Raw genomic sequence first — 23,833 nt, 5'->3', positions numbered from 1 at the left:
AGTACGGGCTGAGACAATCTACTGGCTGCTGGAAACGGCGACAGCGTCCAGCCAGCTGAGCGTTGCCTCCAGCTTGGTGTCCAGCCACGTCCGCCAGCTGTCGATCATCGCTACATAGGTCTGCAGCGCATCAGCCAGTTGTGGTACTGCTTCGGCAATCTGCGGGGCATAGACATAGACCAGGGCCATCAGGGCGACGATGGCAATCACAAGGACAAATCCACGACGCGAGCTGCGTTTCTCGCGCACTTCTGCCTGCGCTGTCTGGCCGGGGTCACTTCCGGGATTCCGGTCGTTGTTTGACCGGAGCGTCGAATTGATTTCCTCGATATCAGGCAGAAGGTCGCGCCGCGATCCGGCCGCTGCTGCGGTCATGCCGGCAGCAGCAGCGGCTTCCGGCATAGTGTCGTCATCGGCTGCTGTTTCACCGCGCATACGGGCCATACGGTCGCGTGATTCCTCCGCCCTGCGCGCAGCCTCGTCCGAGTTGTCCGTCTGAGGCAGTCCAAGATCCGGCTGGCTTTCCAGAGTTTCGGCCATTTCGTTCCGGCGTGCCTGTGCCTCAATCTCGGCCTCTTCCTGCAGAACTCTGGCAACGGCAGGGTCGACACGACGCCGGGCAGGTTGATCCGGTGCGGGCTCGTCCGGCGCGTTGTCAGTATCAGAGCCGGGTTCGAAAGTAGGCACATCCGGTACGGCCGGGGGGTCCTGAACCGGCGGGTCCGGCAGCTGTGCCGCGGGTGCTTCCGGGGCAGTCTGCACCACTTCTTCGTCTGGCCGGGGGGCAGAAAGCTCGGTCGCTTCTGCCTCTGCAACGGCATCCGGGTGGTCCTGAAACCAGGTTTGCCCACAATTCGAGCACTGCACGTCGCGCCCTTCGGGCGGCATCACTTCGTCCGGAACTTCGTATTGTGCATCGCAATTCGGGCATATCAGTCGCATGGAAAAACCTGCTGTTTCATAACCTCGGACCACTTTTTTTGGTTTTAGCGCATCTTATGCCCTTCGTGTCTCTGCGAAAAGTGTTAACTGTGCATTAAGCGGGCAAGTGATGCATTGAAACCAGACCTGTGCTGAGGCACAACATCGCCTGTATCTGAGCGGAGGCACTGTGATCGAGCTGGAAAATGTCGCCTACAGCTATGGCGGTGGCGCTCTTTTGTCGGACGTTTCTGTGAGCCTCGGGGCCGGATCGTTCCATTTCCTGACTGGTCCTTCCGGTGCGGGTAAAACGACACTGCTCAAGCTTTGCTATGGTGCGCTGACGCCCGCCTCAGGTCGTGTCACAGCCTTTGGCGAGGATATGAGTTCCCTGGAGCGGGACGGCATTGCGCTTTTGCGCCGCCGGATCGGGGTCGTGCATCAGGACTGTCAGTTTCTGGACCACCTGAATGTTTCCGAGAACATCCTGTTGCCGCTGGCAGCTGCCGGTCGCCAGACGTCGGACGCGGCGGAAGACCTGCAGGAGCTGATGGCATGGGTCGGTCTCGGGCACCGCGAAGGCGCATTGCCACCGGAACTGTCCGGTGGTGAGCGCCAGCGCGCCGCACTTGCCCGTGCGGTGATCATGTCACCTGATGTCGTTCTGGCCGACGAGCCTACAGGCAACGTGGACTGGGAAATGTCGCAGCGCCTGCTGCATCTGCTCGTTGAACTGAACCGCATGGGCAAAACAGTGCTGATCGCCACGCACGATCTGAGCCTCATCCGTGCAGCCAAGGCGCAGGTTCAGGCGCGTGTGCTGCGGATCGCAAACGGTCAGTTGCAGCTGGCAGGAGCGGACCTGTGAGTCTCCCCGAAGACATTTTGATGCTGGTGCGCGGCGATACGCGATCAGACCAGGTTGTTCCGCCGTCGGAGTTTACCGCCCGGCTGACTGTTTTTGCGGCTGCGGCCATGGGGTTTCTGGCCGTCTTTGCCCTGGCGCTCACGCTTGCAGCAGACAGGCTCGCTGACAGCTGGGGCGATGGTCTGGCGCGAACCTCGACCGTGCGCATCTCCGCCCCGGCCGCTCAGATGCCCGCATTGCAGGCCACTGCACTCAGTATTCTGGAGACAACCGCCGGCGTCGAGGCTGTACGTGCACTGAATGCTGAGGACCAGCAAGCGCTGCTGGAGCCGTGGTTTGGTGCAGGACTTGACCTGACTACACTTCCTCTCCCGGGGCTGATTGAGATCACCGAGGCCACCAGTGGCTTTGATGCGCAGGGCCTGCAGCTCAGACTCGAGGCAGAAGTGCCGGGTGCTGTGCTTGATGACCACAACCAGTGGCGCGCGCCACTTGTGGCTTCGGCACAGCGACTGCGCTCGGTGGGATGGTTCAGCGCCCTTCTGCTGGGCCTGACCGCTGCTGCGATGGTGACGCTGGCGGCTAACGCGTCGCTTGCCGCAAACGCGCAGGTGATCCGTGTGCTGCGGCTTGTCGGAGCGACAGACCGGTATATCGCACAGGCCTTTATCAGGCGTTTTACGTTGCGGGTGCTGCTTGGGGCCTTTGGCGGCGCTGCCGTTGCGATGGTCTTTGTCCGGGTGCTGCCGCCTGCGGCTGATATGGCGGGTTTCCTGTCGGGCATCGGTTTCGAGGGGGCGGAATGGCTGCTGCCTGCGATTATTCCCCTGCTGATGGCAGCGGTGGCCTTTTTGGCCACGCGATATGCAGCGCACCGTGCGCTCAGGGAGATTGCCTGATGTTTCAGTATATCCGCTCGGTCATCTTTATCGTCCAGATGTACATTGCGATGCCGGTTATCGGGATTGCACTGCTGCCCTGGGCCTTGTTCAGCCGCCGCGGAGCCTATGCGGCGTGCAAGGGGTACTCCAGATACGTTTTCTGGACGGCTTCGTGGATGGTAGGCCTGAAATGCGAGGTCCGCGGAACCCCGCCGGACGGCGAGGCGCTGATTGCAGCCAAACACCAGTCTTTCCTTGATATCATGATGATTTTTACGGCGCTTCCGGCAGCCAAGTTCATCATGAAAAAAGAAATTCTGATGATGCCCATCATCGGTCAGTACGCCCGGATGCTGGACTGCGTGCCGGTCGACCGGGGTAAACGCGGCAAGGCCATTGAAAAGATGGTGGCCGATGTTGAGGCAGGGCGGGCTGAACCGGGACAGCTCATTATTTACTCGCAGGGAACACGCGTTCCGCCAGGGGAAAAAATGCCCTACAAGGTCGGTACCGGTGTGCTCTACGAGCAGCTGGGCCAGCGCTGTGCGCCGGTTGCGACGAATGTGGGTGTGCTCTGGCCAAAACGTGGTCTGCTGCGCAAGCCGGGTGTTGCCGTGGTGGAGTTCCTGCCGGTCATCGAGCCAGGTCTGTCGCGCGATGCTTTCATGAAGAAACTGGAAACGGATGTTGAGAGCCGCTCAGATGCACTGATGGCCGAGGCCGGTTTCAAAGGAGATACCGATGCCTGAACCCGTCAGAACGGTCGAAGCGCTCGAAGCACTTTACGGTCAGCCGGGTTCGGCTTCGCTGCGCAAGGTGGCAAACCGGATGACGCCGCTTTACCGTAAATGGATCATGTCCTCAAAGTTCTGCGTCCTGACGACTGTTGGTGCAGGCGGAACCGACGGCAGCCCGCGGGGCGATGCCGGCCCGGTGGTGACCGAGCTGGACCCCGAGACGTTGGCCATGCCGGACTGGCGGGGTAACAACCGACTGGATTCATTGCGTAATATCGTTGAGGACGGGCGCGTTTCGCTGATGTTCATGGTGCCCGGTTCAAACACCGTGGTGCGGCTGAACGGGCGCGCCTGGCTGACAGCTGATGCTGATATGCTGCAGCGTTTTGCGCGGGACAAGCATCTGCCCCGCACCGTGATCATCATCCGGATTGGGGAGATTTATACCCAGTGCGCCCGCGCGCTGCTGCGGTCCGGGACGTGGTCCGGCACCGACGAAAGTGCCGGGTTGCCCACTCCGGGCGAAATCCTTGCCGAACAGACCGGCGGAGAAGAAGGCGGCAAGCCCTATGACGATGCCTGGGGGCCCCGCGCTGCCCGGACGATGTGGTCCGATCCCGACTGACGCAGGCCCGGCAGGGTTTTACATGTGTATCGGACCATCACCACAGGCGAGGGCTGCCTCCCGTACAGCCTCGGAATATGTCGGGTGCGCGTGACAGGTCATGGCCAGGTCTTCGGCTGAGGCACCGAATTCCATCGCGACACAGATCTCGTGGATCAGATCGCCCGCTGCCGGGCCGAGGATATGCGCGCCCAGGATGCGGTCGGTGTCCTTGTCTGCGATGATCTTCACAAAACCGTCTCCCGCGAAATTCGCCTTCGCGCGACCGTTGCCCATAAAGCTGAACTTACCAACTTTGTAAGCGCGGCCTTCTGCTTTGAGGGACTCTTCTGTGGCGCCGACATTGGCGACTTCAGGGTGGGTGTAGATGACGCCGGGGATCACGCCATAGTTCACATGTCCATGCCTGCCGGCGACCTGTTCAGCAGCGGCCATGCCCTCGTCTTCGGCCTTGTGAGCCAGCATCGGGCCTTCGATCACGTCACCAATCGCCAAGATGCCAGGGACACTCGTTTCCCATTTTTCATTCACGGCGATCTGTCCGCGATCCGTCATTTTGACGCCCAGAGCGTTAAGACCGAGACCTTCCGTGAAGGGCTTGCGCCCTGTTGCCACCAGCACCGCATCAGCCTCAAGCACGTGCTCGCTGTCGTCCTTGCGCAGCTTGTAATGCACTTTCGCCTTTGTCTTTGTGGCTTCGGTTTTCTGCACAGCGGCACCCATAATAAAGGTCAGGCCCTGTTTTTTCAGAGTGCGCTGAAAGGTTTTCTGAATCTCGCCGTCCATTCCCGGCGTGACCACGTCGAGAAACTCGACAACGGTCACTTCGCTGCCAAGACGCGCATAAACAGACCCAAGTTCCAGTCCGATGACGCCCGCGCCGATGACAACCAGCTTTTTGGGGACCTTGCCAAGTTCCAGCGCGCCGGTAGACGTGACAACGACCTTCTCGTCGACCTCTACACCGGGCAGGGATGCGGGTTCTGACCCTGATGCGATGATGATGTTTTTCGTCTCATGCACATCATCGCCCACTTTGACCTTGCCGGGCTCCTGGATCGATCCCCAGCCTTTCAGCCAGTCGATCTTGTTCTTCTTGAACAGAAATTCGATGCCCTTGGTGTTCTGTTCGATAGTGCTTTCCTTGTAGGTCAGCATCTGTTTCCAGTCCACCGAGGGGCTCTTGCCCTTCAGACCCATGGTCGCAAAATTGTGCTCTGCCTCATGCAGCATATGGCTGGCATGCAGCAGTGCCTTGGAAGGGATACAGCCCACGTTCAGACAGGTCCCACCCAGCGTCTCGCGCCCCTCCACACAGGCCACTTTCAGGCCCAGCTGCGCGCAGCGGATGGCACAGACATAGCCGCCGGGGCCGGAGCCGATGATAATTACGTCATAGCTGGACATGGATGTCTCCTTGGTCATTTTCCGGGCGGCATGGAAGGCGCACGACGGGCAGGGTTCATTTCACTATAGGAGCGCTGCGATCAGGATCGCAACCGTTGCGGCAAAGCCCGAAAACCAGATCAGGGATCGCCATGGGGTCAGGCCGAATGCATAAGCCGGGATGTAGGCCACACGCGCTGCCAGGTAGACCCAGGCACAGGTGGCCGTAAAGGATGTGGACTGATCGCTCAGCGTGATCACGATGCAGGCGATGGAAAAGAGGATCAGCCCTTCGAAGTGGTTATTCAGAGCACGGTAAAGCCGTGCAGTGCGCGGGCTCATCTGCTCGGCCAGTGGCTTGCCGCCCATCCTTTCGGGATCGCGCGGGCTGAGCGTGCGCGCAGGCCCGAGTTCGAGATTTGCGGGCACGGCCATCAGCACGAACTGCACGACCTGCAGCAGGGCTGCCAGCGTCAGGACAGTGAGTTCAGGGGTCATCGCGGGCAGTCATCAGAGAGCAAGAAAGTAGAGAAGAGCCGTGGCAAAAAAGCCGACCGTCCAGGCAAGGCTCCGAATGCCGGCGACGCCAAAAGCATAGGCCGGCAGGTAAATGATCCGCGCGATCAGAAAGGCGGTTGCTGCAAGCATTGTCTGGTTGGTGCTCTTGTCCGCGATCTCGATCAGCAGTACGGCGGGGGCAAAGAGCACCATGGCCGTGACTGAATTGTTCAGTGCCCGTTCCAGACGGGCGGCAATACCGCCAACCGTGCGCCCTTCGTCGCGGCTGCCCAACAGGTATCCCATGCCCAGCTGCGAAAGCGCTCCGGTGGCCTGCAAAAGCAGCGTAAGCAGGACGAGAAAGCCATAGAGTATCAGTGCGGTCGTTTCAGCCATGTTGTCACTCCTGTTTGTCCTGACCGGAAAGCCCGCCGTGATCAGAGACGGTGCTCCGGGTTTCCGTCGTCGCCGGCACCCCGCCATGAGACGGGGTGACAGCTTTCAGTAATCTGCGGACGCGTGTCCGGTCAAAGGTCCATCAGCAGGCGTCTTGGATCCTCGAGGGCCTCTTTGACCCGTACAAGGAATGTCACCGCTCCTTTGCCGTCGACGATCCGATGGTCATAGCTGAGTGCCAGATACATCATCGGGCGGATCACGACCTGACCATTGATCGCCATCGGACGGTCCTGGATTTTGTGCATGCCAAGAATGCCTGATTGTGGCGGATTCAGGATCGGAGACGACATCAGCGAGCCGTAGACGCCACCGTTGGAAATGGTGAATGTGCCGCCCTGCATCTCGGCCATGGACAGCTTGCCGTCCCGGGCACGCGCGCCTTTCTCAGCGATTGCCTTCTCAATCGCCGCAAAGCTCATCGAATCGGCGTCCCGGATGACCGGCACCACGAGACCCGTCGGCGTGCCAGCGGCAATGCCCATGTGAACAAAGTTCTTGTAGACGATATCCGTGCCATCGATTTCGGCGTTGACTTCGGGCACTTCCCTGAGCGCGTGACAGCAGGCCTTGGTGAAGAAAGACATAAAGCCCAGTTTGACACCGTGTTTCTTGAGAAACAGGTCCTTGTACTCATTGCGCAGGGCCATCACCCCGGTCATGTCCACCTCGTTATAGGTGGTCAGCATGGCTGCAGTGTTCTGGCTGTCCTTGAGGCGGCGCGCGATAGTCTGGCGCAGACGGGTCATCTTCACCCTTTCCTCGCGGGCAGCGTCATCGGCGGCGACCGGTGCACGTGGTGCCGCGGCTGCGGGCGCTGCTGCAGGAGCGGCACCGGCAGCAGCGACTGCGGCCGCGACATCCTCTTTCATGACGCGACCATCCCGGCCTGAACCGGTGACCTGATCACGGCTGATACCGGCCTCAGCCATGGCTTTTCTGGCAGAGGGTGCATCTTCGACATCTGCGCCACTGCCGGGTGCTACCGCCGCAGCCGGTGCTGCTTCCGCCGCGGGAGCAGCGCTGGCAGCGCCTGCACCTGCAGACATCACACCCAGCTTGCCACCGGCCTGGATCGTGGCACCCTCGGGGGCCAGAATTTCGCTCAGCGTGCCCGCCGCGGGTGCGGGAACCTCGACCGATACCTTGTCGGTTTCCAGTTCGCAGAGCATCTCGTCCTGAGCCACAGTGTCGCCAACGGCTTTGAACCAGGTGCTGACTGTCGCTTCGGTGACGCTTTCACCCAGTGTCGGAACCATGATGTCCACGGCGCCGCCAGATGCGGCAGGCGCAGCAAGCGCGGCAGCGGCGGGCGCGGGGGCTGCGGCCGGCGTGTCGCTTCCGGCACCTGCACCGTCCCCTTCGGTGATGGTGGCGAGCAGCGCGTCGACACCAACTGTTTCACCTTCTGCTGCCACAACTTCGGCCAGGATGCCGGCCGCAGGCGAGGGCACCTCAACGGTCACCTTATCGGTTTCCAGCTCGCACAGCATCTCATCCACAGCAACCGCTTCGCCGGGCTTTTTGAACCAGGTGGCAACGGTGGCCTCGGTAACGGATTCGCCCAGCGTGGGCACGCGTACTTCGGTGGTCATGTCTTATTTCCCCTTGATGGTCAGCGCATCGTTCACGAGCGCCGCCTGTTGTGCTTTGTGCTGTGAGGCCAGGCCCGTCGCGGGCGAGGCGGATGTAGCGCGGCCCACATAGATCGGGCGCGGGTGCTTTGCCCTGATGCGGCTGAGCACCCATTCAATATTGGGTTCAATGAAGGTCCAGGCCCCCTGGTTTTTGGGCTCTTCCTGGCACCAGACAACCTCGGCCTGCTTGAAACGCTCCAGCTCCTTGACCGCCGATTGTGCGGGGAAGGGATAGAACTGTTCGAGGCGCAGCAGGTAGATGTCGTCGATACCACGTGCATCGCGTTCCTCAAGCAGGTCGTAATAGACCTTGCCCGAACACATCACGACCCGTTTGATCTTTTTGTCCTCGACCAGCGTGGTTTCCGAATTGCCGTGCTGCGCATCATCCCACATCAGGCGGTGGAAGCTCGATCCGGTGGTGAACTCCTCTGCCTTGCTGATCGCCAGCTTATGACGCAGCAGCGATTTGGGCGTCATCAGAATGAGTGGTTTGCGGAAGGAACGGTGGATCTGCCGGCGCAGGATGTGGAAGTAGTTTGCCGGCGTGGTGCAGTTGGCCACGATCCAGTTATCCTGACCGCACATCTGCAGGAACCGCTCGAGGCGGGCGGAAGAGTGTTCGGGTCCCTGGCCCTCGAAACCGTGGGGCAGCAGACAGACCAGACCGGACATGCGCAGCCACTTACTCTCGCCCGAGCTGATGAACTGATCGAACATGATCTGCGCGCCGTTGGCAAAATCACCGAACTGCGCTTCCCACAGCGTGAGCGCGTTCGGCTCGGCCATGGAGTAGCCATACTCAAAACCCAGCACCGCATATTCCGAGAGCATCGAGTCGATGACCTCATATTGTGCCTGCCCGGCTCTGATGTTGTTCAGCGGGTAATAGCGCTCTTCGGTGTCCTGATTGATCAGCCCGGAGTGGCGCTGGCTGAAAGTGCCGCGTGTGCTGTCCTGGCCGGCCAGGCGCACCGGGTAGCCTTCGGTCAGCAGCGAACCAAAGGCCAGTGCCTCCGCCGTTGCCCAGTCGATGCCTTCGCCGCTCTCAAACATTTTCTGTTTGGAGTCCAGCAACCGCCCGACTGTTTTGTGAAGAGGATAGCCCTCAGGCACGGTACTCAGGGCCTGGCCCACTTCCATGAGCGTCCCCTTGGAAATCGCGGTCTTGCCACGCTGGTATTTGTTCTTCTGTTTGTCGAGATGCGACCACTTGCCGTCCAGCCAGTCGGCCTTGTTCGGACGGTATTCCTTGCCCGCCTCGAATTCTTCACTGAGATAGGCCTGGAACGCGGCTTTCATATCCTCGATCTCGCCCTCGGGCAGCAGACCGTCACGCACCAGACGCTCTGTATACAGGCTGAGCGTCGTCTTATGTCCCTTGATTTTCTTGTACATGATCGGATTGGTAAACATGGGCTCATCGCCCTCGTTATGGCCAAACCGGCGGTAGCAGATGATGTCGATCACCACGTCCTTGCGGAACTTCTGCCGGAACTCGGTCGCGACTTTGGCCGCGTGGACCACCGCCTCCGGATCATCGCCGTTCACATGGAAAATCGGTGCCTCTACCACCAGTGCGTTGTCCGTAGGATACGGGCTCGAACGGCTGAAATGCGGGGCCGTGGTAAAGCCGATCTGGTTGTTGACCACCAGATGCATTGTGCCGCCGGTTTTGTGACCCTTGAGGCCAGACAGCGCGAAACACTCTGCCACAACGCCCTGGCCGGCAAAGGCCGCATCGCCGTGCAGCAGGATGGGCATGACAGAGGTGCGTTCGTCATCGTTGTTCTGGTCCTGCTTGGCGCGGCATTTGCCCAGAACGACGGGGTTTACCGCCTCAAGGTGTGAGGGGTTTGCCGTCAGGCTCAGGTGCACGGAGTTGCCGTCAAACTCGCGGTCTGATGATGCGCCAAGGTGGTATTTCACATCGCCAGAGCCATCCACGTCTTCGGGCTTGAAGCTCCCGCCCTGGAACTCGTTGAAGATCGCGCGGTAAGGTTTTGCCATCACATTGGCCAGCACCGACAGCCGCCCGCGGTGGGGCATGCCGATCACGATGTCGCGCACGCCCAGAGCGCCACCGCGTTTGATGATCTGCTCCATTGCGGGCACCAGACTTTCGCCGCCATCAAGGCCAAACCGCTTGGTGCCCATGTATTTCACATGCAGGAATTTCTCAAAGCCCTCGGCCTCGACCAGCTTGGCCAGGATCGCTTTGCGGCCCTCACGGGTAAAGGAAACCTCCTTGCCGAACCCCTCGATACGCTCTTTCAGCCAGCCCGCTTCTTCGGGGTTGGAGATGTGCATATACTGCAGCGCGAAAGTACCGCAGTAGGTGCGCTTCACGATCGAGATGATCTCGCGCATGGAGGCCATCTCGAGCCCCAGCACCTTGTCGATGAAAATCGGCCGGTCCATGTCGGCCTCGGTGAAACCATAGGATTTGGGGTCAAGCTCTGGGTGCGGGTCATTGTTGCGCATGCCCAGCGGGTCCAGATCGGCCACCAGATGCCCCCGGATCCGGTAGGCGCGGATGATCATCAGCGCGCGGATGCTGTCGAGCACAGCGCGTTTGATCTGCTCCTCTGAAACGGCGACGCCGGCGGAGGCCGCTTTTGCCTTTATCTTGTCTCCGGCCCCTTTGAGTTCGGCATCGGGTGCCCATTCACCTGTCAGCGCCTGGGTCAGGTCGTCACCGGGTTGCGGGGGCCAGTCCGCGCGTGCCCAGGACGGCCCTGCCGCCTCGTGCTTGACCGACACCTCATCGTCGCCCATCGCCTTGAAAAACGCGCGCCAGGCATCATCAACCGCATTCGGATCATTGGCATAACGCGCATACATCTGCTCGAGATATTCCGCGTTGTGCCCCTGCATGAACGAAGAGGCGTGGAACTGGTCGTTGGGGGAATGTTCGGTCATGGGGATACCTCATGTGGGTTGGGACCGTAGATATTTGAACCGGGTTGCGAGGGCCTTGTGAGCCAGAAAAGAACGATGAAGGGCGACAGGACCACGACGATCAGAGAAACAATGACGACCAGCCCGAACACGCCCTCAAACAGGGCCGACGGATCGGAGCCTTCAAGCATGTCCGCACCGCCGAACATACCAATGAAAACGGACAATCCGATAATCGCGATCATGGGATAGAGCAGATACAGGCCGGATCGCCCGCTGTCGTGCATCCGCCGCCAGCCAGCAGCGAGACCCGGAATGAACGTGGCCAGGTTGAAAGCGCCCGACAGCAGAGTCGGACCACCGGGGGTACCTGCGGCTGCGTTGATAAACCCCTCAAGCAGCCCCGCAACAAATCCACCCAGCACGGTAAAGAGGAAAAACCACCAGTATTCTGACCGCGAAGCGCGGCCCGAGAAGGTGAAGTACTTCTGAAAGCAGGTGATGATGGACTGGCTGAAGGTCACCGGAGCGACCCTCCCGCCCGGTCGGCACTGCCGGGCAGGGCCCGGGCCTCTCTGAGGCAAAGCGCTGTATGCACCCACTCAGGCTCCGGCGTTGCCCTCATCAGGTTTGCCGCGGCGGACGACACAGGGGCATACTGCGGCACCAATTTACCACAGCCGGTTGCGGCCCGTCCTGAGCTCGCAGCGCGGCTGACCGGGCGATGGTGAGGCGCGCCCCGTTCGCTGCGCGCTATTACCACAGGCGTTTCTTCCTTGCTTATGCCCGGTTCCGTGCTCACCCTTTGTCGATCGCCTCTTTCACAGCCTCGCCCAGCGTCGCGGGGCTGTCCGCCACCACGATGCCAGCGGCGCGCATGGCTTCGATCTTGTCCTCGGCACCGCCTTTGCCACCGGCGACAATCGCGCCCGCGTGACCCATGCGGCGGCCGGGTGGTGCCGTGCGGCCGGCGATAAAGCCTGCGGTCGGCTTCCAGCGGCCTTTTTTCTTCTCATCTGCAAGGAACTGTGCTGCATCTTCTTCGGCGCTGCCGCCGATTTCACCAATCATGATAATGCTTTGCGTCTCATCATCGGCCAGAAACATTTCCAGAACGTCAATGTGCTCGGTGCCTTTGATCGGGTCGCCGCCAATACCGACAGCCGAAGACTGGCCCAGACCCATATCCGTGGTCTGTTTTACCGCCTCGTAGGTCAGTGTGCCCGAACGCGAGACCACACCGCAGGAGCCGCGCTTGTGGATGTGGCCGGGCATAATGCCGATCTTGCAGGCGTCGGGCGTGATCACGCCGGGGCAGTTCGGGCCGATGAGCCGCGACTTTGACCCTTCCAGCGCGCGCTGCACCTTCATCATGTCCAGCACCGGGATGCCTTCGGTGATACAGACGATCAGCTCCATCTCTGCGTCAATGGCTTCCAGAATGGAATCCGCAGCAAAGGGGGGCGGCACATAGATGACGCTGGCGTTGGCATCTGTCACATGTTTCGCCTCGTGCACCGAATTGAAAACCGGCAGATCAAGATGCGTCTGACCGCCTTTGCCCGGTGTGACGCCGCCGACCATCTTTGTGCCATAGGCGATCGCCTGTTCGGTGTGAAATGTGCCCTGGCTGCCGGTCAGACCCTGGCAGATCACTTTGGTGTTTTCGTCGATAAGTACGGCCATGTTGCTTCCTTTGACTTACATTCTGGCTACAGCGGCGATTGGTGCGCCGGGCGTTTCGTGAGGAGAGGCTGCTGCATCAGATCGTATCCTCCTGCAGCAGAACGGAAAATCGGTCGTCGAAAGCTCCGACGATGTGTTGAGCGGGCGGTCTCCGACATCTCAGCGGTCCTCCCATCCTGAAGGCAGCCGGTCGACTGCCATGAAAGTCTGTCCGTCCCGCAGGCCCACATGCACGACCGCCACGCGCCCGCGCAGCAGTTCCCGTCCCTCGATCAGGGTGGTGCCGGTTTCGGCCGTATGTGTGTCCGGCAGATCAATGGCAAAGCCAAAGACCGGTGGAGTGGCCATCTGCACGCGCAGCGCGTCGACGGCGCGTTCGGTGTGATCGCCCGCGAACGTCACCTGACAGCGCCGCTCGATCTTCGCGAATGCTGCGGGGCCCGGCTCCAGCGTCCGGTCCCAGAATATCAGCTCAAAGGGCAGGGGGCTGCTCGCCCTGGCTTCCATACGGACCCGGGCCGCGTCTGCGGTCTGCCCTGCTTTGAAACAGACACCGTTAAAGGCGGCAATCGCCTCATCGGCGCTGTTGCCGGCCTGCGCGACACCTGTTGCCAACATCCCCAGAGCAGCCAGCAAAGAGAATACAATGCGCCTCATGCCCGGCCTCCCGGACGGTACAGGATCAGCATATACCGGTACCAGTCCACGTCAGGTGTCCGCTCGGTCGCGATCAGAAAGGGTTCAGACCCGCCGACTTCCCAGGCCTGTTCGATGGTGTTGCCCAGCGGGGCAGGATCAACTGCCCGTGCCTGCGGGAACGTGTCGGCGACGTAGCGCTGAAAGCGGTCCGTCTGACCTGACCTGCTGCTGGCCGCGACAACGCACATGGCATCAGACAGTGCGACGGCCGGGGCCTCGTCGTCCTCGACCCAGGCGCGCGCGCCGGGCGTTCGGCTGTTCGGCAACGGAATGTACTCCGCCGCCCGGAGATCCCGCTCGGCCTGGGCCATGTCGCGGCTGCCGTTTACGCAGAACCGGTCAAATGTCCTGACCATCTGCGACGGTGTTGCTTTCGGGACCAGATTGGCCCGCCACATATTATTCAGCTCCGCCGCATCGGACGAAACTGCCCCGGCAGTACAACCGCCGAGGACCAGGCCTGCGCAAAGCGCTGCGACCATCATGTGACCAGCCGGTGCCAAGGGTCAGCCCTTGACGGCTTTTACGATCTTCTGCGCGCCGTCCTTCAGATCATCGGCTGCGATCACATCCACATCAGAGTTGTTGATGATGTCCTTGCCTTCCTGAACGTTCGTGCCCTCAAGGCGTACGACCAGCGGGACCTGCAGACCGACCTCTTTCACCGCAGCAACAACGCCCTCGGCAATCACATCACAGCGCATGATGCCGCCAAAGATATTCACGAGGATGCCCTTTACGTTGGGGTCCGATGTGATGATCTTGAAGGCTTCGGTGACCTTTTCTTTGGTCGCGCCGCCGCCCACGTCGAGAAAGTTTGCTGGCTCGGCGCCGTACAGCTTGATGATGTCCATGGTCGCCATCGCCAGGCCCGCGCCGTTGACCATACAGCCGATCTCGCCATCCAGCGCGATATAGTTGAGGTCATACTTGGAGGCTTCCAGCTCTTTGCTGTCTTCTTCGGTGGTGTCGCGCAGCTCGGAGATATCCGGGTGGCGGTAAACCGCGTTGCCGTCAAACGCCACCTTGGCATCAAGCACTTTGAGATCGCCTGTATCCGTTACGATCAGCGGGTTGATCTCCAGCATCTCCATGTCTTTTTCCATGAACGCTTTGTAGAGCAGTCCCATCAGACCGACGCATTGTTTGACCTGCTTGCCTTCGAGGCCCAGTGCGAAAGCGATGCGGCGCCCGTGAAAGGCCTGATAGCCTGAGGCCGGATCAACAGAAAAGGACAGGATTTTCTCGGGCGTCGACGCTGCGACCTCTTCGATGTCCATGCCACCTTCGGTCGAACAGACAAAGCTCACGCGGCTGGTCTGACGATCTACGAGCAGCGCGAGGTAAAGCTCGGTCGATATGCCGGAACCGTCTTCGATATAAATCCGGTTGACCTGTTTGCCCGCAGGCCCGGTCTGGTGCGTGACCAGCGTGCGGCCCAGCATCTTCTTTGCTTCTTCGGCGGCTTCTTCGACAGATTTCGTCAGGCGAACGCCGCCTTTTTCGCCTGCGTCGGGTTCTTTGAAACTTCCCTTGCCGCGTCCACCGGCGTGGATCTGCGCCTTGACCACCCACATCGGGCCGTCCAGCGCGCCAGCCGCCGTTTTGGCATCCTCAGCCTTGAGGACAACGCGTCCGTCAGAAACGGGAGCGCCATAGCTGCGCAACAGGGCTTTGGCCTGATATTCGTGGATATTCATCTTGTCCGTCCTGTGGTTGTGTATCGGTTCCCAACTCCAGATAAGATCGTAAAAACCACCGGAAACAACAGGTTTCGGGCAGACCGGCCGCTTGTCCGCCCGAAATCGACAATTTGTGATCACACGCAAAATAAGTGTGATCACAAATTAACACGTGTCCTGCGGGTTAGTAAGTTTTTAATGAAAACCGGAAGGTCAGGACGACTCAAGAAAAATGCGCCGCCCGGAGGGCGACGCATGACTTTTGATGAATTGACTTCAGCGGTGGTTTCAGGCGGCCTTTTTGCGGCGGCGCGAGTACCAGCCCATCAGACCCATGCCGCCTGCCAGCAGAGGCAGGGATGCCGGAACCGGCACCGCTTCGACGGATGCAACCGACAGATAGATTTCCTGCCCCGGCGCAGAACCTACGCTGGTAAAGTCGAAGTCGCGGGAAGATCCGAGCGCGTCCAGAATGACCATACCGTCATCGCCGGTGTCAAAGGCGATGCCGTCGATCAGCAGCGCGCCGACAACGTTGCTGATCAGGTTGTGACCTGCGTCACGGATCTGCAGCGCGGTGAGTTTGACGCTGGTACTGAAAGAGAGTGTCAGCTCTTCCGGGCTTACCAGGTTGTCATCACCGGGATCGGAGCCGACATTGGACGAACACTGGCTGATGCCTGCGCCGAACGTGCCGGAGGAACAGACACCCAGACCGGCCAGCCTGGAATCCATGAACGGATGTGTGCCTGTCAGCGAAGACGCAGACACGGTGATGCCCATGCTTGTATCTTTGCCGGATGTGCCGGCATCAATAGCGCGGGCGCTGGTGCCGTAGACCTGATCAAATGTGCCTTCTATTTTTTTCCCACCGACGTTGTCGACGTTGGAATTAAAGAACGCTGTTGCGTCCGCTTCAAAATCAAATGTGGCGGCGTTGACCGCGACACTCGAAACCGCCACGGCCACGGCCGCCGCAAGTACTCGTGTGAACATAGTATCCCTCGTATGTTCCCGCCCGGAGCAAAAACGGGCGGATTTTTGTAAATCAGGCAAACAAAGCTGGCCTGTCGGCGTTTTTCCGCCGCAGGGATATATTACGCCCGGAAACGCTGTTCTGGACAAAAATAAGGCAAATATGTCAAAAAAAAGCCGGAAATTCCACCAGCGCTAGAAGTTAACCTGGGCGAAACCTCCGTTAACAGTCGATGGCACCGGCGTCGAAAACGCCGGTGCTATAATTCTCCGATCTCCCAGAGAATCACTCAGGAAAGACTGCTGTCGATCCCTTTGCAGGCTTCTACGAGGCCCTTTACCGCATTCACGGAGTTGTCGAACATGGCCTGTTCGTCTTTGTTCATGTCGATGTCGACGACGCGCTCGACGCCACCCGCTCCGATGACCGTGGGTACGCCGACGTAGAATCCGTCGAGGCCATAGGCTCCGTCAACATAAGCTGCACAGGGCAGGACGCGCTTCTGGTCTTTGAGATAGCTTTCCGCCATCTCGATTGCCGACGTTGCAGGTGCATAAAAAGCCGAACCGGTTTTCAGCAGACCGACGATTTCCGCGCCGCCGTCACGGGTGCGCTGAACGATCGCATCCAGCTTCTCCTGCGTGGTCCAGCCCATTTTCACAAGGTCGGGCAACGGTATGCCCGCCACTGTGGAATAGCGTACCAGCGGTACCATCGTATCGCCGTGACCACCGAGGACAAAGGCAGTGACGTCTTTCATAGAAACGTTGAATTCATCGGCGAGGAAGTGGCGGAAGCGTGCGGAATCGAGCACACCGGCCATGCCGCAGACCTTGCTGTGGGGCAGGCCTGAGAACTCGCGCAGGGCCCAGACCATGGCGTCCAGCGGGTTGGTGATGCAGATGACAAATGCGTCGGGGGCATGTGCGGCGATACCTTCGCCCACAGACTTCATGACCTTGAGGTTGATCCCCAGCAGATCGTCGCGGCTCATGCCCGGTTTGCGGGCCACACCTGCGGTAACGATGCAGACGTCCGCACCGGCGATGTCCTCATAGGACTGGGTGCCGGACAGTGAGGCGTCAAACTTGCCCGCCGGGCCGCTTTCTGCGATGTCGAGCGCTTTTCCTTCCGGGACGCCTTCTGCGATGTCAAATAGGACAACGTCTCCGAGTTCCTTCAGGGCGGCGAGGTGGGCGAGGGTGCCGCCGATCTGGCCGGCGCCGATCAGCGCAATTTTGGGTCTTGCCATTGGTGAATGCTCCGCATGCGGTTTAGGGTGGCATCCTGCTATCCAATCACGGCACTCAGCGCAAGTTCACTCTGCGGTGCAGCGAAGCCCCGGCCCCGGCATGGACAACAGCCGGATTTCCGGCCAGATGTTGCGGCATGCTGGTTATGGACCTTTCATTTTTTGCAGTTGCCGGCCCGGCTGTCGTCTTTGCGGGAATATCCAAAGGAGGATTCGGGTCGGGCGCAGCTTTTGCTTCGGCGGGCATGCTGGCACTGGTTATTGAACCCGGTCAGGCGCTTGCGGTGATGCTGCCGTTGCTGATGCTGATCGACGTAAGCACACTCCGGCCGTACTGGAAGCGCTGGGATCCGCAGGCCGCGCGGCTTTTGATACTCGGCGCCGTTCCGGGTGTGCTGCTCGGAGCAGCATTGTACAGGATAACCGAACCCGACCATTTTCGCATCCTGATCGGTGCCATCGCCGTAGGATTTGTGCTGTGGCAGTACGCCGTACGACAGGGATATCTGGCGGGGGCGCGAAGGGAAATGTCTCAGACTGCGGGCGCCGTCGCCGGGCTTGCGGCAGGCTTCACTTCTTTCGTGAGCCATGCGGGCGGACCACCCGCGGCGGTCTATCTGCTGTCAAAGAAACTGGACAAGACAGAGTATCAGGCAACGACTGTCCTGGTTTTCTGGATTGTGAATATTGGCAAGTTCATCCCCTATGCCTGGCTGGGAATGTTTACGGCCGAAACGGCCCTTGCGAACCTGTATCTGGCACCCTTTGCCCTTTTCGGGGCGTGGCTGGGAGTGCGGGCGCACCATCTGGTCTCCGAACGGCTGTTCTTCGGGCTGACCTATTTGCTGTTGAGCATCACCGGATGCAAACTGATCTGGGATGGTCTTTTCTGACCGCGTTCCGCAAGGTCCGGTTCTGCCACCCGGTACGGTCCCGGGGTGTCACGGGCAGGTGGGCCTCAGCCCACCCGGATTTTCAGGCGTCGTTACCCTTGGCGGGCAATGCCTCTGCCAGCGCCTCAAAGGACTGACCCGATGCTACAAGACAGGTAAGTCCGTTCGGCGTGGTTACGGTGATTGTCCACGTGCCGGTCTCGTCAGAGGCAAAAACCTCTACAACGGCATTGTTTGCGCCAAGCCCCATTGACTGGCGTGTTTCGCCATACCCGTCAGCAAGCCGGTCTACGACGGCCTCCCGCGGGCCGCAGTTGCGCGAATTCTGCGCCGCTGCATCTGTTGTTGACGAAATCCACAGTGCTGCCGCCGCAGTCAGAGCACCGAGATGCAGTATCTTTGATGTGCGTTTCATAACGTGTCTGCCTTCATTCGAAAGGCTGCACCCGCTGTCATCTGGCCTGCCGGTTTCCGGCGATGACCGGGCGGCCCCGGTTCAAGATAAAGCCCCTGTGACTTTCGAAATCCGACCCGGCATTTTACCGGGAAAACCGTATTCCTGCAGTCAGGGAACGACCTCAGCATCGGCTTCATGCCTGAAATAATGGTTAATCCTGCGTCCGCAAAAGGTTCGAATTTGAATTTTGCTGCGCCGCAGCGCAATTCCGCTTGTATTTTGTGCAAAAAAATGCGTGTGTCCGCGCAATATTCTATCGCGCCCGACGGGCGTCCGCACAGACTGGAGACCCGAATGTCCGCTTCTTCCCGCCCGCTCCGATCCGTCCTCTATATTCCCGGTTCGAAGGAAAGGGCGTTGGAAAAGGCGAGAACGCTGCCCGTTGACGCCATTATTTTTGATCTGGAAGACGCAGTTGCGCCGGACGAAAAAGCCGCCGCGCGTAACACCCTGGCCCGGGCACTCGCAGCTGACGGGTATGGAGCGCGGATGAAGATCGTGCGCATCAACGCCCTTGGTACCGAATGGGGGGCTGACGATGCGCAGGCGGTGCGCACAATGGGAGCGGATGCTGTTCTGCTGCCCAAAGTGGACAGTGCGGCGGACCTGGATGCGCTTGCCGCGCTGACCGGTGACCTGCCGCTCTGGGCAATGATGGAGAGCCCGCTGGGCATGATCAATGCGGCGTCGGTTGCCGCACACAGCCGGCTGGAAGGCATGGTCATGGGGACGAACGACCTGGCCAAGGACATGGGCACACGGTTCCGGCCGGATCGCCTTCCGCTCATGGGTGGCCTGTCTCTCTGCCTGCTGGCGGCAAAAGCCTGCGGAGTTTCTGTCATCGATGGCGTCTACAACGCGTTCAGAGATGACGAAGGTCTGGCGGCGGAATGCGCCCAGGGCCGCGACATGGGTTTTGACGGAAAAACGCTGATCCATCCTGCACAGGTGGCCATCGCCAACGAGGCATTTTCCCCCACACCCGAAGACATTGATCTCGCCGAACGGCAGATCGCCGCCTATGAGCAAGCGATTGCATCAGGTCAGGCGGTTGCCGTTGTCGATGGCAGGATTGTCGAAAATCTGCATGTTGCAACCGCACGGGAAACCCTGGCAAAGTCTGCTGCAATAAATGCCATGAACACGGAGTGATCTCATGACACTGTTAATCGCCGGTCTCGCGCTGTGGTGCATCGCGCATTATTTCAAACGGCTTCAGCCAGACCACCGCGCGGCCCTTGGCGCACCGGGCAAAGGGATCATGGCGCTGGGCATTGTTGGTGGACTGGTGCTCATGATCCTGGGTTACCGGGCCGCTGGTTTTATCCCCGTCTGGAGCCCGCCGGCATTCATGGTGCATGTCAACAATACGCTGATGCTGGTGGCCTTCTGGGTCTATGGTTCCAGTGCGGCCAAAGGCGCCAAGGCCTGGCCTGCTTATAAACTGCGTCACCCGCAGCTGACTGGTTTCAAAATCTGGGCCGCCGCACACCTTCTGGTCAACGGAGATCTGGCGTCGGTGATCCTGTTCGGTGGCCTGCTGGCCTGGGCGGTGGGCGAGGTCATTCTGATCAACCGCGCCGAGCCGGAGTGGACCGCTCCTGAACCGGCGGGACGGGCAACCTATATCCGCCTGGCGGTAATATCGCTTGTGCTCTTTGTCGCAGTGGCGGGCATTCACATCTGGCTTGGCGTCTGGCCTTTCCCCACCTGAACACGGACCCTGCTATGAAACTGTACCGTTTTCTCTCCGAAGAGGACACGTCCGCCTTTTGCCACAAGGTCACGGATGCACTGAACAAAGGCTGGGAGCTGCACGGCAGCCCGACCCAGACATGGGATCACGCAGCAGGCGTCATGCGCTGTGGACAGGCGGTCGTCAAAGAGGCCCCCGGCACGTATACACCCGAGACAAAACTGGGGGCCCAGTGATGGTTAAAACCAACCCCGGCCGCTTTTTCGAAGACTACACCCTTGGCGAGGTCATCCGGCATGCCGTGCCGCGCACGCTGTCGGGCGGAGAGCGCGCCATTTATCATGCGCTCTATCCGGCGCGCCACGCTTTCTATTCCTCGGACGAATTCGCCCGCAGTTGCGGCCTGAACCTCAGTCCTCTGGACGACATGATCGTGTTCCACACAGTGTTCGGCAAGTCGGTCCCGGACATTTCGCTGAACGCGGTTGCCAACCTTGGTTACGCCGAAGGCCGGTTCCTGCAACCGGTCTGGCCAATGGACACGCTGCGCTCGGAAAGCGAAGTGATCGGTCTGAAACAGAACTCCAGCGGCAAAACCGGTGTGGTCTATGTCAGAACCCGGGGCATAAACCAGCATGATGCGACAGTGCTCGAATTCGTGCGCTGGGTGATGGTGCGCAAAAGAGACCCGAACAGTCCCGCCCCTGAAACGCGCGTGCCTGAACTCGATACCGCCATTGCGGCCAGCGATCTGGTTGTACCGCCGGGACTGTCCTTTGCCGGGTATAACTTCGGCCTGTCGGGTGAACCGCACCGTCTGGACGACTACGACATCGGAGAGCGGATCGACCACGTTGACGGCGTGACGATCGAAGAGGCCGAACATATGATGGCAACCCGGCTCTGGCAGAACACTGCCAGGGTGCACTTTGACACCTCCGCCCGACCGGACGGATCGCGGCTGATTTATGGCGGTCACGTCATCTCGATGGCCCGTGCGCTCAGTTTCAACGGGCTGGCGAATGCTCAGATAATTGTGGGCGTCAACAGTGGCGCTCACGCCAATCCCTGCTTCGCGGGCGACACGGTGCGCGCATGGTCCGAAGTTATCGACAAGGCAGAGACCAGCGCACCCGGTGTGGGCGCGATACGCCTTCGCCTCGTCGCGACAAAAGGGGGCGATGCTTACAGCCTGCGGGACGATGACGGCAGATATCTGCCCCATATTCTGCTCGATCTGGACTACTGGGCTCTGATGCCCGTCTGAGCTGACAGGAGTTGACTGCGATGAAGGTTCTCACCGCTCTGCTGTGTGTCCTGTGTTGCCTGGGCGGTCAGCTGCAGGCGTCCGAACGCGGGGATGCTTTTGTCAGGGCCAATGTTCTGGCCATCCTCTATCACGAAATGGGTCACGCGCTGATTGATGTGCTGGCGCTGCCGGTCTTCGGCCAGGAAGAAGATGCAGCGGATGTGCTCAGCGTTCTGCTGATCAATGACCTTTATGAAGAAGAAGAGGCCAGCGACATTATCTATGACGCGGCCTTTGGATTTCTGGGAGAGGCGCAGGAAAACGAACCCGCATTGTGGGACGTGCACGGACCTGATCTGCAACGCTACTATACGATGATCTGTCTGTTTTACGGCGCCAGTCCCGATGCCCGTGCCGACCTTGCCGACGAGCTGGACCTGCCGGCAGAACGGGCCGAGACCTGTGAGGAAGAGTTCGGGCTGGCCGCTGACAGCTGGGGTCCTGTTCTGGATGACATTGCGGCCGGTGACGAGGCGTCGTCGATGGCTTATGAGGGGCAGGACAATACGCTGATCGGCCAGCTCGTGGCTGATGAAGTGATGGCTCTGAACGGCGATTTTGATCTGCCCGAACGTCTTGTCATTGCAGTCGAGGACTGTGGCGAGGCCAACGGTTTTTACGATCCGGGTCTGCGTCGCATCACCATCTGTACAGAACTCGACGGGTATCTGCGCGCGCTGACCGATTTCTGAGTGCAGGTGTGCAGGATGTGTGCCGGACCGGGCTCGCGCGCAGAACGGCGTTTGCGGGAAACAGACCTCAGGGGCACAGACTGCAGCAGCGGGATTGCCGGCTGTTTTCCACTTCTGTTCAGTTCGGCAAAGCGAGCCGCAGCCTGTCGCTGTGGCCTGCACGGTATCCACCGGTCCATCCGGGCGGGCCGAAGGTGGCGACCAGAAAACGCCCGACGTTCCCCTGCAGGATCTGACAGAAGGACTCAGACGAAGGCCCAGGTATCGTCCGGTTCCTCTTCGGTCTGGTCATCTGCGGCCTGCGCCGCGCGCTCGATCGCATACAGAGAGGCATCGGCAGACAGGAACAGTTCTGCAACCGGGTCTTCTTCCGGTACTGAAGATTTCGTTTCAGCCATTGCTGTGGCCACCCCGGTGAGATCATTCTCGAACACGTCCAGTTTTTCGTTCTGACCGCCGATGGTCACGGTGGTTTCAAAGGCGGTTTCCAGATCGCCTCCTTCAAATCTCACGCTGTACGTGCCGGCGTCGAGAGCAAGCGAGTATCCACCTGAATCCCAGGTGGACGTTGCATAGACGTTTTCGTCTGTCCAGGCAGTGATCTGTACGCCGCCCTGACCTTCGCCGATGTCGTAGAATTCGTCACCATCCACGTCGTCAATCACGACACCGGTCAGGTAGGTCTGACCATCATTGGCGAATTTTTCAGTGACGAGCATGGCCGTCGGAAAGGTCGTGCCGGGGTACGCCCATTCACCCCAGTCAACACCGATGCCCACAACCGTATGAGTGGCCTGCAGCATCCCGAACTGATGACCATCAGATTCCCACAGACCAGCATGGCTGGCTGCAACCCAGCCCTGTTCATCTGAGACAGAAGGCGCACTTGTCCAGCGCGCCGAAATATTTTCCCATACACCGCCACCGTCCCAGTCTTCGTCACGGGCCCGGTCGGTCGGACTGTCTCCGTCCGGGTTGGTATGCGCAAAGAAATCGCGTGCCAGCATATCGGCTGAATGGTTGTCGGCAGCCGCCGAAAGGATCGGGTCGACCGCAAGCGCCTGTTTGGGTGTGGATGACACACCGGAATCCACCGCGTCGCCTGTACGTTCCGCTTCTGCCTCCGGGTCCAGACGGGCGCGGTTCACGAGTTCCAGCATGTACTGCTCCTGGGCGGTCAGCCCCACCCAGTTAAGGTCATAGGCGCTGTCAGGCAGGTCCGGGGCATCGGATGCCACGCCCTTGTCGCTTTCTTCGCCTGCGGGCAGCGGGGCTTTTTCGACTGCCGGTGGGGGGGCTTCGGGCGCGTCCGCCGGCGGGCTGTCAGCTTCCGGTTGCGGGGCTTTCAGCGCCGCCGCCGGAGACAGGGAGGCCGGTGCAGGTTCCTCGGAAGCAGACGCCCTGCCACCACTGGCACCCGTGGCAAGAGCGCCGCCGCCAAGCAGTGCGAGAAACAGGTTCAGAAATGGTGGCATTTTACTCTCCCTGTGACGACGAGGCCGCGGTGCATCCCAAACGCGGCACAGCCATGTGACCACGTAGAGCGCTGAAATCAGACGCAATTAAGGCAAACTGAGTCGA

Annotated in this window: 25 protein-coding genes; 10 read left to right on the top strand and 15 right to left on the bottom strand. The window is 60.2% G+C overall.

Going from position 1 to position 23,833, the window contains the following annotated elements; genetic code table 11:
* Positions 1-18: 18 nt before the first annotated feature.
* The gene (locus Q0792_RS06395) at positions 19-942 is read right to left on the bottom strand and encodes a zinc-ribbon domain-containing protein (RefSeq protein WP_298837698.1); all 924 of its coding nucleotides are present in this window, start codon (positions 940-942) and stop codon (positions 19-21) included.
* Between the two features lie 169 nt (positions 943-1,111).
* Between Q0792_RS06395 and Q0792_RS06390 the strand changes: the two genes are divergently transcribed.
* From Q0792_RS06390 to Q0792_RS06375, 4 genes are read left to right on the top strand one after another with little or no spacing between them, the layout of a single operon-like run.
* Positions 1,112-1,789, top strand: a complete 678-nt coding sequence (locus Q0792_RS06390) for a cell division ATP-binding protein FtsE (protein ID WP_298837696.1) — start codon at positions 1,112-1,114, stop codon at positions 1,787-1,789.
* Positions 1,790-1,809: 20 nt separating this feature from the next.
* Complete coding sequence (locus tag Q0792_RS06385) at positions 1,810-2,688, top strand: FtsX-like permease family protein (protein WP_298838648.1); 879 nt, start codon at positions 1,810-1,812, stop codon at positions 2,686-2,688.
* The gene (locus Q0792_RS06380) at positions 2,688-3,419 is read left to right on the top strand and encodes a 1-acyl-sn-glycerol-3-phosphate acyltransferase (RefSeq protein ID WP_298837695.1); all 732 of its coding nucleotides are present in this window, start codon (positions 2,688-2,690) and stop codon (positions 3,417-3,419) included. The genes Q0792_RS06385 and Q0792_RS06380 overlap by 1 nt, the downstream gene beginning before the upstream one ends.
* Positions 3,412-4,032, top strand: coding sequence for a pyridoxamine 5'-phosphate oxidase family protein (locus tag Q0792_RS06375; RefSeq protein WP_298837693.1), 621 nt, complete (start codon positions 3,412-3,414; stop codon positions 4,030-4,032). Before Q0792_RS06380 ends, Q0792_RS06375 begins: the two co-directional genes overlap by 8 nt.
* A gap of 18 nt (positions 4,033-4,050) precedes the next feature.
* On the opposite strand, the gene lpdA is transcribed toward Q0792_RS06375, so the two are convergent.
* The 12 genes from lpdA to mdh form a co-directional block, all read right to left on the bottom strand.
* Positions 4,051-5,439 carry a dihydrolipoyl dehydrogenase gene (lpdA, locus tag Q0792_RS06370; protein WP_298837692.1) on the bottom strand — a complete coding sequence of 463 codons (1,389 nt, stop codon included), beginning with the start codon at positions 5,437-5,439 and terminating at the stop codon, positions 4,051-4,053.
* A 63-nt stretch (positions 5,440-5,502) separates the two neighbouring features.
* Positions 5,503-5,916, bottom strand: a complete 414-nt coding sequence (locus tag Q0792_RS06365) for an MAPEG family protein (protein ID WP_298837690.1) — start codon at positions 5,914-5,916, stop codon at positions 5,503-5,505.
* Positions 5,917-5,928: 12 nt separating this feature from the next.
* Positions 5,929-6,312, bottom strand: coding sequence for an MAPEG family protein (locus tag Q0792_RS06360; RefSeq protein ID WP_298837688.1), 384 nt, complete (start codon positions 6,310-6,312; stop codon positions 5,929-5,931).
* A 131-nt stretch (positions 6,313-6,443) separates the two neighbouring features.
* Positions 6,444-7,967 (bottom strand): 2-oxoglutarate dehydrogenase complex dihydrolipoyllysine-residue succinyltransferase, encoded by a 1,524-nt coding sequence (gene odhB, locus Q0792_RS06355; protein ID WP_298837685.1) that lies wholly within the window; start codon positions 7,965-7,967, stop codon positions 6,444-6,446.
* Positions 7,968-7,970: 3 nt separating this feature from the next.
* The gene (locus Q0792_RS06350; protein ID WP_298837683.1) at positions 7,971-10,931 is read right to left on the bottom strand and encodes a 2-oxoglutarate dehydrogenase E1 component; all 2,961 of its coding nucleotides are present in this window, start codon (positions 10,929-10,931) and stop codon (positions 7,971-7,973) included.
* Entirely contained in the window at positions 10,928-11,434 is a 507-nt protein-coding gene (locus Q0792_RS06345) for a DUF805 domain-containing protein (RefSeq protein WP_298837681.1), read from the bottom strand. Before Q0792_RS06345 ends, Q0792_RS06350 begins: the two co-directional genes overlap by 4 nt.
* Before the next feature lie 274 nt (positions 11,435-11,708).
* Positions 11,709-12,596, bottom strand: coding sequence for a succinate--CoA ligase subunit alpha (sucD, locus tag Q0792_RS06340; RefSeq protein WP_298837680.1), 888 nt, complete (start codon positions 12,594-12,596; stop codon positions 11,709-11,711).
* Between the two features lie 159 nt (positions 12,597-12,755).
* The gene (locus Q0792_RS06335; protein ID WP_298837678.1) at positions 12,756-13,253 is read right to left on the bottom strand and encodes a hypothetical protein; all 498 of its coding nucleotides are present in this window, start codon (positions 13,251-13,253) and stop codon (positions 12,756-12,758) included.
* Positions 13,250-13,798 (bottom strand): hypothetical protein, encoded by a 549-nt coding sequence (locus tag Q0792_RS06330; RefSeq protein ID WP_298837675.1) that lies wholly within the window; start codon positions 13,796-13,798, stop codon positions 13,250-13,252. Before Q0792_RS06330 ends, Q0792_RS06335 begins: the two co-directional genes overlap by 4 nt.
* Positions 13,799-13,801: 3 nt before the next feature.
* Positions 13,802-14,995 carry an ADP-forming succinate--CoA ligase subunit beta gene (sucC, locus tag Q0792_RS06325; RefSeq protein ID WP_298837672.1) on the bottom strand — a complete coding sequence of 398 codons (1,194 nt, stop codon included), beginning with the start codon at positions 14,993-14,995 and terminating at the stop codon, positions 13,802-13,804.
* A gap of 270 nt (positions 14,996-15,265) precedes the next feature.
* Positions 15,266-15,973, bottom strand: a complete 708-nt coding sequence (locus Q0792_RS06320; protein ID WP_298837670.1) for a PEP-CTERM sorting domain-containing protein — start codon at positions 15,971-15,973, stop codon at positions 15,266-15,268.
* Between the two features lie 269 nt (positions 15,974-16,242).
* Positions 16,243-17,205, bottom strand: a complete 963-nt coding sequence (mdh, locus tag Q0792_RS06315) for a malate dehydrogenase (protein WP_298837667.1) — start codon at positions 17,203-17,205, stop codon at positions 16,243-16,245.
* A gap of 137 nt (positions 17,206-17,342) precedes the next feature.
* Between mdh and Q0792_RS06310 the strand changes: the two genes are divergently transcribed.
* Entirely contained in the window at positions 17,343-18,098 is a 756-nt protein-coding gene (locus Q0792_RS06310; protein WP_298837664.1) for a sulfite exporter TauE/SafE family protein, read from the top strand.
* Between the two features lie 82 nt (positions 18,099-18,180).
* Here Q0792_RS06310 and Q0792_RS06305 read toward each other — a convergent pair whose 3' ends face one another.
* A complete protein-coding gene (locus Q0792_RS06305) occupies positions 18,181-18,513 on the bottom strand; it encodes a hypothetical protein (protein WP_298837661.1) in 333 nt (110 codons plus the stop codon).
* A gap of 336 nt (positions 18,514-18,849) precedes the next feature.
* On the opposite strand from Q0792_RS06305, the gene Q0792_RS06300 reads away from it, so the two are divergent.
* Genes Q0792_RS06300 through Q0792_RS06280 form a run of 5 tightly spaced genes read left to right on the top strand, consistent with a single transcriptional unit; the run spans position 18,850 to position 22,252 of the window.
* Entirely contained in the window at positions 18,850-19,707 is an 858-nt protein-coding gene (locus Q0792_RS06300) for a CoA ester lyase (RefSeq protein ID WP_298837659.1), read from the top strand.
* A 4-nt stretch (positions 19,708-19,711) separates the two neighbouring features.
* Positions 19,712-20,269 (top strand): NnrU family protein, encoded by a 558-nt coding sequence (locus tag Q0792_RS06295; protein ID WP_298837656.1) that lies wholly within the window; start codon positions 19,712-19,714, stop codon positions 20,267-20,269.
* Positions 20,270-20,283: 14 nt separating this feature from the next.
* A complete protein-coding gene (locus Q0792_RS06290; protein ID WP_298837654.1) occupies positions 20,284-20,487 on the top strand; it encodes a DUF1737 domain-containing protein in 204 nt (67 codons plus the stop codon).
* Positions 20,487-21,518: a MaoC family dehydratase gene (locus Q0792_RS06285; protein ID WP_298837651.1), complete on the top strand. Its 1,032-nt coding sequence runs from the start codon at positions 20,487-20,489 to the stop codon at positions 21,516-21,518. Before Q0792_RS06290 ends, Q0792_RS06285 begins: the two co-directional genes overlap by 1 nt.
* 20 nt (positions 21,519-21,538) lie before the next feature.
* Entirely contained in the window at positions 21,539-22,252 is a 714-nt protein-coding gene (locus Q0792_RS06280) for a DUF4344 domain-containing metallopeptidase (RefSeq protein ID WP_298837648.1), read from the top strand.
* A 245-nt stretch (positions 22,253-22,497) separates the two neighbouring features.
* Here Q0792_RS06280 and Q0792_RS06275 read toward each other — a convergent pair whose 3' ends face one another.
* Complete coding sequence (locus Q0792_RS06275) at positions 22,498-23,727, bottom strand: CAP domain-containing protein (protein ID WP_298837645.1); 1,230 nt, start codon at positions 23,725-23,727, stop codon at positions 22,498-22,500.
* Positions 23,728-23,833 lie beyond the last annotated feature (106 nt).

The sequence above is a fragment of the uncultured Roseobacter sp. genome (genome assembly GCF_947495025.1).
In the GTDB taxonomy this organism is placed as follows: domain Bacteria; phylum Pseudomonadota; class Alphaproteobacteria; order Rhodobacterales; family Rhodobacteraceae; genus Roseobacter.
Note: the sequence above shows the minus strand (reverse complement) of the source record. Positions and strands in the feature narration are given on the sequence as shown.